This is a genomic window from Sedimentibacter sp., from assembly GCF_038562225.1.
Taxonomy (GTDB): domain Bacteria; phylum Bacillota; class Clostridia; order Tissierellales; family Sedimentibacteraceae; genus Sedimentibacter.
On the sequence record NZ_JBCFAS010000002.1, the window covers coordinates 1,164,202 to 1,174,321 of the forward strand.

The window sequence follows — 10,120 nt, forward strand, 5'->3', positions numbered from 1 at the left end:
CACCTTATTTAATAAATTTTACCTTCATCTCGTAAGTAGATACTGCCCAAGTCTTCAAGTTCTGATAAAAATGAACTTGGAAGTCTCCACTTGGGCTCTTAAACGTTTGTGTAGTCATCTTAGCCCAATCATTTATGTTACTTCCATTTTTAGTTAAGGCATTTATTACACTAGGATTATTAAGTTCACTACCTGATATTATCGCACTTGAATTTTTAACAACTTCAGGTTGCAGTGTCCCACTTTTAGTAAATACTGAGCTGGCTTCTTCATATGTCAATTTTGAATTTAGTTTTGGACCGGTAGCAATATTATCAGCTCTAGTCTCAACCGTTCCCTTAATTAGATTACTTGATCCTTTGATTGATTGACCAACTGCATAGCTAACCTGGCTTCCAATCAAATAGCCCATTGAAATATCAAATGCCTCACCTGCACTCGGGTTTCCACCAGTTCCTATAATATAATAATTCCTTGCATTATTATATCTAAGTGACCATGTATATTTTGCCATATCTGCTATTACAGCTGCTTTTTCTAATCGACTCTTTGCATTACGATATCGTGTTTGAAGTTCAATTACTTTATCTTTATCCGTCCCCTCATAATAAATGAGATTATTTTTACATTTTGGAATTTTTTTCTGATAATCTTTGGCCTGGGATAAATCGAATCCATATACAGGTGCAGTTGCTGACGATACAATTCCCTCAATAAACATATCTTTATGTTCTTGTCGATAATACCGATAATCAAAACTCTTTTCTGAATATGCTTCATATGGATCTAAGTCATCTATTACAGGACGTAGTCCATCTGGGTCTATGTAAACAACCGGGTTATTCCTTACATATAGGTAATGCACACGCTGTACAGGATCTGTAGCATAGTCTGTAATGTCATAGACACTGCCATCCAAAATCGGATCAATTGAAGCAAACCTTCTGTCTCCGGCATCATAGAACCTTGCTTTGGCATAGTACATACTAAGCACGCTGTCATAGTCATGGGTTGCATACCTCTTCACCAAATCCAGCTCTCGCTGTCCGCACTTTAATACTGCGTTGTGGGTAATTTCACCCCATTCGTTGTAGTGAGTCCAGCTCTCTACTTTGCCGGTCATTGGACTTGTCAGATAATCTGCTGTGCCTAGATATTCCATATGGTAGTACAGCCTTATTTGGTTTCCGTTCTCAATAAGGTTGTCAGCAAGAAAGGTCACATCAGCCGAAACTGTGTGACCCTAGAAGATAATAATTATTCTATTTTGGGTTTAAGCCATAACGCTATTAACTTACCCTCATTGATTACTGCAATTGTATTATCTGCAAACTTTATAAAAGAAGCTCTATTTACTTTTTCACTTTCACCAATGCAAACCCACCCCGTTTGGGAATCAAATTGAGCAGTCCAATTTTCGCCCCCATTAACTCTATATGACATGCCGGGTAGAATATCCCCTTCAACCATTAGTTCACCTTCAATAAAATCCGGAATACTCAATGTTTTTTTAATCCAACCTTCATATGGTTGAAATCCCCATACTTGTTGAACCGTCATTGTCTCAGAATCAACACCTATGTGTAAATATCCCACTAATAACAATATGTCAGCATTATTACTTGGTACAAAGTCAAATGAGTTTTCGTCCTTGCAATATATAAGGCTACCTGAGTGAATTTTAGCAGTATTATTTAATTTGAATTTAAACATAGTTCCACCACCTTATCTAATTACTTAGCAACAAAATTAAAATGTACAATAGTATTTGAGCTTGTATCTACAACCAATTCCCAAGTTCCAGTACTCCCCCTAAATGTGCCTTCTACATCCCATCTTAATCCATTCTTTAATACTGTATCCTTTACTGGTGTTCCGGCTTGCATAATTTCGTCAGTCAGCAATGTAGTTCCATTTGAGTCAATGTAAGGTCTTGCAAGTTCTCCCTTATTTGCACCTTTCTTTATTATATCATTCATGTGGTTCTGCACAGTTTTGGACATTTTTAATTCGGATGCATTAATAGTACTACTCGTTCCCTTAATTTTATTTAATTGATTACTTGCTCCCTTGATTGATTGACCAACTGCATAGCTAACTTGACTTCCAATCAAATAGCCCATTGAAACATCAAATGCCTCACCTGCACTCTGATCTCCACCAGCTCCTCTAATATAATAATTTCTTGCATTATTATATCTAATTGACCATGTATATTTTGCCATATCTGCTATCGCGGCTGCTGTTTCTAATGGAGTATTTGCATTACGATATCGTGTTTGAAGTTCAATTACTTTATCTTTATCCGTCCCCTCATAAGAAATGAGATTATTATCACATTTTTTAATCTTTTTCTGATAATCTCTGACCTGTGATAAATCAAATCCATGTACAGGTACAGTTGCTGACGATACAATTCCCTCAATAAACATATCTTTATGTTCTTGTCGATAATACCGATAATCAAAACTCTTTTCTGTCTCTATTTTTTCTTGTCTTTTTGAATATGCTCCATATAGATCTAAGTCATCTATTACAGGACGTAGTCCATCTGGGTCTATGTAAATAACCGGATTATTTTTTACATACAGATACTGTATAAGCTGAACAGGGTCTTTAGCATAGTCTGTAATGTCATAGACACTGCCATCCAAGATTGGATCAATTGAAGCAAACCTTCTGTCTCCGGCATCATAGAACCTTGCTTTGGCATAGTACATACTAAGCACGCTGTCATAGTCATGGGTTGCATAGCGCTTCACCATGTCAAGCTCTCGCTGTCCGCACTTCAATACTGCGTTGTGGGTTATTTCTCCCCATTCGTTATAGTGAGTCCAGCTTTCTACTTTGCCGGTCATTGGACTTGTCAGATAATCTGCCGTGCCTAGATAGTCCATATGGTAGTACAGCCTTATTTGGTTGACCTTCTCAATTAGGTTGCCAGCACTTGTATCAACGCCTGTGATGTTGACACTTAGTCTGTCATTGCCATAGATGTAGCGGTACTCAAGACTGTTTACTTCGTATTCCATCAGTGGTTCAAAGGTCTCACTGGTGTAGTCCACAACAAACTGCTTTACAACAGTGGAGGTCTTGTTAAGTTCAGGGCTGGCTGCTACTACCTCCGGAGCAAGCTTATCCTTTTTGTCCTTCTTGCCTGTCTGTGGGTCTACAACGACCTCTCCCACTACCATGTTTGTCAGAGCAGATACGTCATGGTAGCCGTAAGCATTCTTTTTAATGACCCATGTATTTTCAACAAGTGCTCCTAAACCATTGTAAAGGTATGCGCTGCTTTCTCCCAGCTCATTTACCCCAAGCACCATTTTGTTTGTCTCGTCATAGGTATACTCTCCGGTAACGGAAACCTTGCCATTTTTTGTGTTGGTCTCTCGAATCAGATTACCGCGCCTGTCGTAGGTAAAATCGCTCTGTGTATTCCAGCTGTCCTCGGTCTTTTTGGTAATCTGGTTCAGATTATTAAATTTGTAGTCTATAGACTTATTTCCAAGCTCGGTTTCATAAGTCAGGTTACCCAAAGAATCATACTGATATGTTCGTGTCTTGTTGCCGTAGTTCTCGTGTGCTGATGTTACGCGGTGCAATGCGTCATAGGTATAGGTATTTTCAACCGTAGCCTCTCCTGTACCGTTTCCGCGCATATACTCATATGTCATGTTGCCGCAGTCATCGTATGTATAAGCATGCTTCTGCTGCTTCATGTCATTGTTTGACGGGTCTGTGTCTGTTACATTCAAAAGCTGACCTACGGAGTCGTACTGATAATCTTCAACCCAGCCGTGTGGGTATTCCATCTTAGAAATACGGTTCATCCCATCATAAGTGTATCGAGTTGTACGTCCATCGGTTTCTGTTACTGACTTCAAGTTGCCCAAAAGGTCATAAGTCTTGGCAGCAGTGGTGTTGTCAGGATACTTGACTAAGGTTTGGTTGCCTGTTTCGTCGTAGTTGTATTCAACAACTTTTCCTTTTGTGTCGGTAGTCCTGGTAATGCGGTTTAATAAATCAACCTCGAAGGATGTCTTGCCTGTCCAGTCGTTCATTTCCACCAGATCCCCTACCTTATTGTATCGGTAGGATACCTCTTTTCCTCCATTATAGTTGATAGAGGTAATCATATCAAGACCATTATAGGCATATGCAGTGACTTTTCCATCGGCATCGGCTTTGGACTTTAAATTGCCGTTGCCGTCGTATACATAGGTTGTAACTGATCCCAGTGCATTTACTTCCTTTGTCACAAGTCCTCTTCCGTCAAATTCGTACAAAGTGATTTCCCATTCGTCCACATTGTCCTGTGTATCTATGTGGTGCATTGAGGTCTTTATTAAATTGTTCATTGAATCGTATTCAAACAAGGCGCTGTTTCCCATAGCGTCTATGGTTTCGATAATATTTCCGTTGGCGTCTAAAATATATCTTGTCTTATGCCCGGCCTTGTCAGTGCTGCTTATTATCTTACCTTCTCCGTTATATTCAAATGTCTCTGTTTTTCCGTCAGGAGTAGTGATGGAAACAAGACGGTCTAAGGCATCGTATACATAAGTGGTAGAGCCATCAACTGTTGTCTTCTTAACCATGTTGTGTCTGCCGTCGTACTCATAGGATACGGTAAAACCCTCGGCATTGGTTTCAGTCGCCACATCGCCGCGGTCAGTGTAGGTATAGGCTGTCACTCCACCGCGTGCATCTGTAACGGTGAGGACACGGTCCATTTCATCATAGGTGTATAGGGTTGCATTGCCCAGTGCATCTGTCATTTTGACTATTCTGCCACAATCGTCATAAATATAATGTGTTTGTGCACCTTCCTCGTTGATAACCTTGATGAGACGTCCATCTGCATCGTATGTCTTGGAGGAAACTCCACCTTCAGCATCTGTTTTACTCACCAGTCTGTCAAGTCCGTCATAGGTGTAGTATGTTGTATTGCCGTTACCATCGGTCTCAGAAAGTTTGTTTCCATGGACGAAGTCGTCGTCATTTACACCCATTGAATTAGCTTCCTACTTATTCCTGTCACTACCTCAATTAATCTTATTGACAAGTTAAAATGGTCCCGTGTTGACAGTAACCCTGCCCCCTGGCATTCCTATGTTCATTTTCTTCCAGTTTGACAACCAGACTACAACCTTAATTGATAAGTCTCTCTCCTGGAATTACATCCTCTGACAACCAAGGGGACAAGGGTGGGTAAGTATTATTGGGTCTGGGAGAACCAGTCTCCGTAGCAAGAGTACACCCTGTCAGAAACAGGTAACTTCTGGAAATAGATTTATCTATCTCGAAGTCGTGTGTGTGATGTTAACTCTGACTCAACTCGATTACAAGTCAAACTTTGAGTAAACTGTTGAAAATACTATGATTCAAAAAATAATAACAGCAGAGAAAGAAAAGTATTAAAACCTTTTTCTTCTCTGCTGTTGATTGTAATTCTATGATTCTGTCTTTGGAATTTTCAGTTGTGCTGTCGCCCCCCTTAATCCCCCTGTTGCGTCCCTGTTTACCACGAGTCAAAAAAGCCGTCAAGTTTGGGTTCACTATGAACCGAGGGGGGCAGGCTGTAAAAATTATCACCGATCCTAAACTTAATCTTCTGGCTGAGAAGAAACTCTTTTTTTAGTTAAAGCCATTGGCATTACTGGGCTAAGAGATAATATTACCCCTGTGTGCCCTACGTTCGCCCTGTATCGCATTTTTTAGTCCTCAGTCGAGCAAGGATGCTGCCGAGAATGATGAGCGCCGATTTGTGGCGAAGTGTCTTTGCATCCACTCATCCAGCTAGAAATAAGCGAAAGCATTGCCACCATTGGCCTAAGTGTTTGCTGCCACCTGTGCCACACGTTCACCCTGTGTGGCGTTTTCTCATCACGAGTAGAGTAAAGAGACACCACTGGAGATACTAAACGCTGATTTTGGTGCGAATTTGGCGACTGTTCCGATACGCCCTTTTCAGCCAAAATCACTCATATTGCAAATATGATTTTGGTTCGGATAAAGGAACGTAGTCGCAAGCGTCCACGTTCCAGTTACAATCGCCGGCAGTGCCGACGATGTAAGGCTTTGGCTTAGGTGGTCGGAATGACCGTTAGTCTGTCAAATATGTGGTCAGCACTACTCTAAAACCCGCATTTTCAGCCATTTTATAGGTGCTTTTGGGGTGGTTTTGACACTTATAGGGCACTTTTGTAGTCTAAGCGTGTTGTTGAAAACAATCTTTATAGCTCTTCAAAGTTAATGCCCCAAAATAGCTTTCGATTGCCTTTTTATCAAGAATATTATTATCAAAATAGATACTCTCAACAACTGCTACTTCCAATAGGTTTACAACCTTTTCATCGCCATTTTTCAACATATCCTCGACAAAATCAAACACTTCTCTTAACATCTTTTTGTTATCCGCATTAGCACTGTTAACAATAAACTTAACAAATTCTGATTCGTAAAATACGTATGGAAGATCTTCGTAGTCATCCATATTTAACTCGTAGATATCTTTCATTTCCGAGAAGTGATTAACAAGAATGGTAATTGCATCATCATATCTGTACATTATGCCTCCTATTTGCCAATCAATGCATTTTTGGCATCTTCAAGTAAAGCCTTAACAACAGCTTCATCATGTTGATTTAAATCACCGGCTCTAAGCTTTTTTCTAATGCATTAACATAGTCATTAAGTTTACTTGTGTGGAATTTACCATTTGTTGCTTGACCCGTTAGAATTTCATTTCTAACAGCATCCATTGTTGTTCCGTTACCTATGGTGTTTGCTCCACCTTGACCCTTATACAAATCATTAATAATGTTCTTTAATTTTTCATTCGAAACAGTAGGTTTGACATCAATATTGATTTTTAACCCACCCTCAGCCAAATCATCCGCATAAGCTCCATATTTCTTCAGTATATCTACAAACTCATCATAATCTGCATTGCTGCCGTATTTTTTTACAACATCCAAAAATGCGTCGGCTAATTCCGGGTTGTCTGCTACCTTGCCAACATCAAACACAAGCTCTATAAAGATATCGTCTCTCATATCTGCTACAATCTTTACTTGCTCTTTACCCCCAAACGGATTTATTATAGCTGCTACAGCAAATGCTCTTTCAAATCCGCTAAGGTTTTTGCCTGTTATAATATCTTGTCCTGTTAATGCTTCCTGTGCATCCTTATAGGTGCCTGTCAATGGATTCACTCCCAGTAAAATGGATATAACCTGCCTGTACTGATTCGTATCTATGAAAGCATCTCCAAGCAATGCATTTATCTCACCTACAGGAACCTTCATTTTACTACCGTACATTTCATTACAATGACTCTTACCTTTGTAATATTTTTTATTTGGGTAAACATAGAATGTTTCTTTCTTTTCTCCCAATACTACTACGGCTTTATAAATGGTGTCTCCGAATTCGTCCTTTTCATTTCTATATGTAACTGTTCCGCCAAATTTTTCTATTATAGACAGCGGAAGTAATTGTTTATACCCCAACGGGTCAATGTAATTCACCGGATTATTCCCTACATATGCAACTACTTCGCCTTCAACTATTGTTTCAGGCTGCACATTGTGATATCCATAGGCATTTTTCTTTATGTCCCATATGTTTCTTACAAGGTATCCCAGTCCGTTGTACACATATAAGCTTGTCTCTCCTATGTCATTGGTTTCCGATGACATTCTGTGAGCTCGTCGTATGTATATGCTCCATTTACTGATACCTCATTATTCTTATGATAGTATTCATTTATCAAGTTTCCTCGATTATCATACAAATATGTGTGGTATTCTCCGTTATTTATGTCTGATGTCTTGTTAGTAAGCTGGTTCAGTATGTTGTATTTGTAATCGACAAACTTGCTTCCATTGTCTCCTGTTTCGTAGGTAAGATTTCCTAAGCTGTCGTACTGGTACGTCCTTGTCTTGCTGCCATAATTCTCGTGTGCGTAGATTACCCTGTCAAGTTCATCATAGCTGTATTGCAGGTCTTCCTTGGCTGAGCCTGTTCCGTTTCCTCTCTTGTACTCGGATAGTATGTTGCCCTTTGCATCGTAGGTATATGAATGCTTGATTGTTTTAAGTGTTTTATCTGACGGATCTGTGTCCTTTACCTCAAGCATTCTTCCTGCAGGGTCGTAGGTGTAGAATTCTTCCCAGCCGTTTGGGTAGAGCATAGAAGTAAGTCTTTTTTATGGAATAGGGACTTTTCTCATTCATAATTAAATCATTTATATGAAAAGTCCCTGTTGTTATTATTTTGTTTCTTTAAAAAGGTAATTGAAGCATTCCTAAATATCTGAAGACTGCTAAAACGTCCACAATATCTTCAAATTGCTCCAGGTTCTCCATCTGTCTTCGTACTTTGCACTAATCTGGTTCAGGTGGTTAAATGTCGTGAGGATGGAGTTATTGTAATATAACATTTTAACCTGTTTCAAAATTAACATTTTAAATCTATCACATATTAAATCATTTTTAACTAGATAGTGGCATAATTTTTACCCATAATCCTTCGTCCATATTCATACCCTTTCCAATTAATTTAATTTCTTCAAAATCGCTTAAAGTTATACTAATTTTATCATTTTCTATTGCACTACATAAAACTTCAAATGCAATTCCCCATTCATTATGTTCTAAATATTCAGATATTGATTCTATATCGCTATAAGGCAATTTCTTTTTTAATGCAATAGTCATTATATTATCATAATTCATACTTTCACCTCTTACTTAATTGGATAATCACAGGGTGAACCATGGGGTCGAAAACTGTGCAAGTTAAAGCGAGGTGGTCGCAAACGACCTCTCGCAACCACAACCGTCGGCAGTTCCGACGGTCTACGGTTCTGGCTTAGGTGTCGTAATGGCCGTGCTGTTTAGGTGGCTGCAAGGGTTTTATTCTATACTTTTTCTGACCACGTTTTGTAAATCTTTAATAATGCATTCGAATCTTTTTCTCCATCAACAATTTTCGAAGTCAAAACTCTTATAATGTTAGTTGAATCTAAATCAAGCCCATTCTTAAACCCTACCAATACAGGTTTATTGATATAAGCTAAACTCTTTGGCTTTGAAACAAAACTCCAACGGATAGTACCGTGTTCTTTTATGAAACACTCAGAAAAGTAAATAGCTATATCCATCGCTATCGACATCCAGCCTATACTGATTTCTTTATTGCTCAAGTTTTTGTGTATCCATTCAGGATACTGCTCTCTTTCGAGATTCTTGACTTCTTCGGATTTTTCTTCAACATCAACATTGTTGATATACCACTGCCACAATTTGATCAACGATTCTGAAGAATAGTCTAAGTCTTCTTTGTCTATTCCACTCGTCGCACTGTATGCATTTTTAAGTAATTCGATTCTGGTGGGAATTTCCCCAACATACCAATCAAAATGACTTTGTGCTTCTTTTTTGGTCATATCCTTATATGGCTTCATTTCAAAGGGCGGTTGCATTAATAAATATTCCATTTTAGGTCTCCTTTGCTTAATTGTGAATTGTATACGTAATTCCGTGTTGCTCTAAGAAATCAAGTAATGGTTTTGAAGCTCCCACTTTGCCTGTCACATCACTCCTAAAGAAGTTCCAATTAGCACCTTTGATTGCACCTTGTTCAATCAATTCAGCATCTTTTAATATTTGTTTTTTGACAAAATCTGTTAGAGTTGTGTATCCCACTTTTGACTCATATGCAATATCGTCAGCCAATTGGTCGATATACCTGCCCCCTTGGCTGGTCTTGAAATAAACTTGAGATTCTCCGCCTACAAGTTTTGCCAAGTATTCTTCTCCTGCTTTACCTGTCTTAAATTTTAAATTACCAACACCCTCAGCCAAATCATCCGCATAAGCACCATATTTCTTTAGTATATCTACAAACTCATCATAATCTGCATTGCTGCCGTATTTTTTTACAACATCCAAAAATGCGTCGGCTAATTCCGGGTTGCCTGCTACCTTTCCAACATCAAACACAAGCTCTATAAAGATATCGTCTCCCATATCTGCTACAATCTTTACTTGCTCTTTACCCCCAAACGGATTTATTATAGCTGCTACAGCAAATGCTCTTTCATTTTGGA

8 protein-coding genes and 1 pseudogene are annotated in these 10,120 nt (G+C 38.9%); all 9 read right to left on the reverse strand.

The genetic code is table 11. From position 1 onward, the window contains the following. Positions 1-4 precede the first annotated feature (4 nt). Positions 5-1,162, reverse strand: a complete 1,158-nt coding sequence (locus tag AAGU76_RS11795; protein ID WP_342485687.1) for an RHS repeat-associated core domain-containing protein — start codon at positions 1,160-1,162, stop codon at positions 5-7. Positions 1,163-1,257: 95 nt separating this feature from the next. Further along, positions 1,258-1,713: a hypothetical protein gene (locus AAGU76_RS11800; RefSeq protein WP_342485688.1), complete on the reverse strand. Its 456-nt coding sequence runs from the start codon at positions 1,711-1,713 to the stop codon at positions 1,258-1,260. 20 nt (positions 1,714-1,733) lie between these two features. Further along, complete coding sequence (locus AAGU76_RS11805) at positions 1,734-5,015, reverse strand: RHS repeat-associated core domain-containing protein (RefSeq protein WP_342485689.1); 3,282 nt, start codon at positions 5,013-5,015, stop codon at positions 1,734-1,736. Positions 5,016-6,214: 1,199 nt separating this feature from the next. Further along, positions 6,215-6,574, reverse strand: a complete 360-nt coding sequence (locus AAGU76_RS11810; protein WP_342485690.1) for a hypothetical protein — start codon at positions 6,572-6,574, stop codon at positions 6,215-6,217. A gap of 76 nt (positions 6,575-6,650) precedes the next feature. Then, entirely contained in the window at positions 6,651-7,706 is a 1,056-nt protein-coding gene (locus AAGU76_RS11815) for a pre-toxin TG domain-containing protein (protein WP_342485691.1), read from the reverse strand. Next, positions 7,682-8,200 carry a hypothetical protein gene (locus AAGU76_RS11820; protein WP_342485692.1) on the reverse strand — a complete coding sequence of 173 codons (519 nt, stop codon included), beginning with the start codon at positions 8,198-8,200 and terminating at the stop codon, positions 7,682-7,684. The genes AAGU76_RS11815 and AAGU76_RS11820 overlap by 25 nt, the downstream gene beginning before the upstream one ends. A gap of 301 nt (positions 8,201-8,501) precedes the next feature. Beyond that, a complete protein-coding gene (locus tag AAGU76_RS11825; protein ID WP_342485693.1) occupies positions 8,502-8,744 on the reverse strand; it encodes a MafI family immunity protein in 243 nt (80 codons plus the stop codon). Between the two features lie 185 nt (positions 8,745-8,929). Next, entirely contained in the window at positions 8,930-9,508 is a 579-nt protein-coding gene (locus AAGU76_RS11830) for a hypothetical protein (protein WP_342485694.1), read from the reverse strand. A 16-nt stretch (positions 9,509-9,524) separates the two neighbouring features. Beyond that, a pseudogene (locus tag AAGU76_RS11835) lies at positions 9,525-10,120 on the reverse strand (hypothetical protein); the annotation flags it as partial.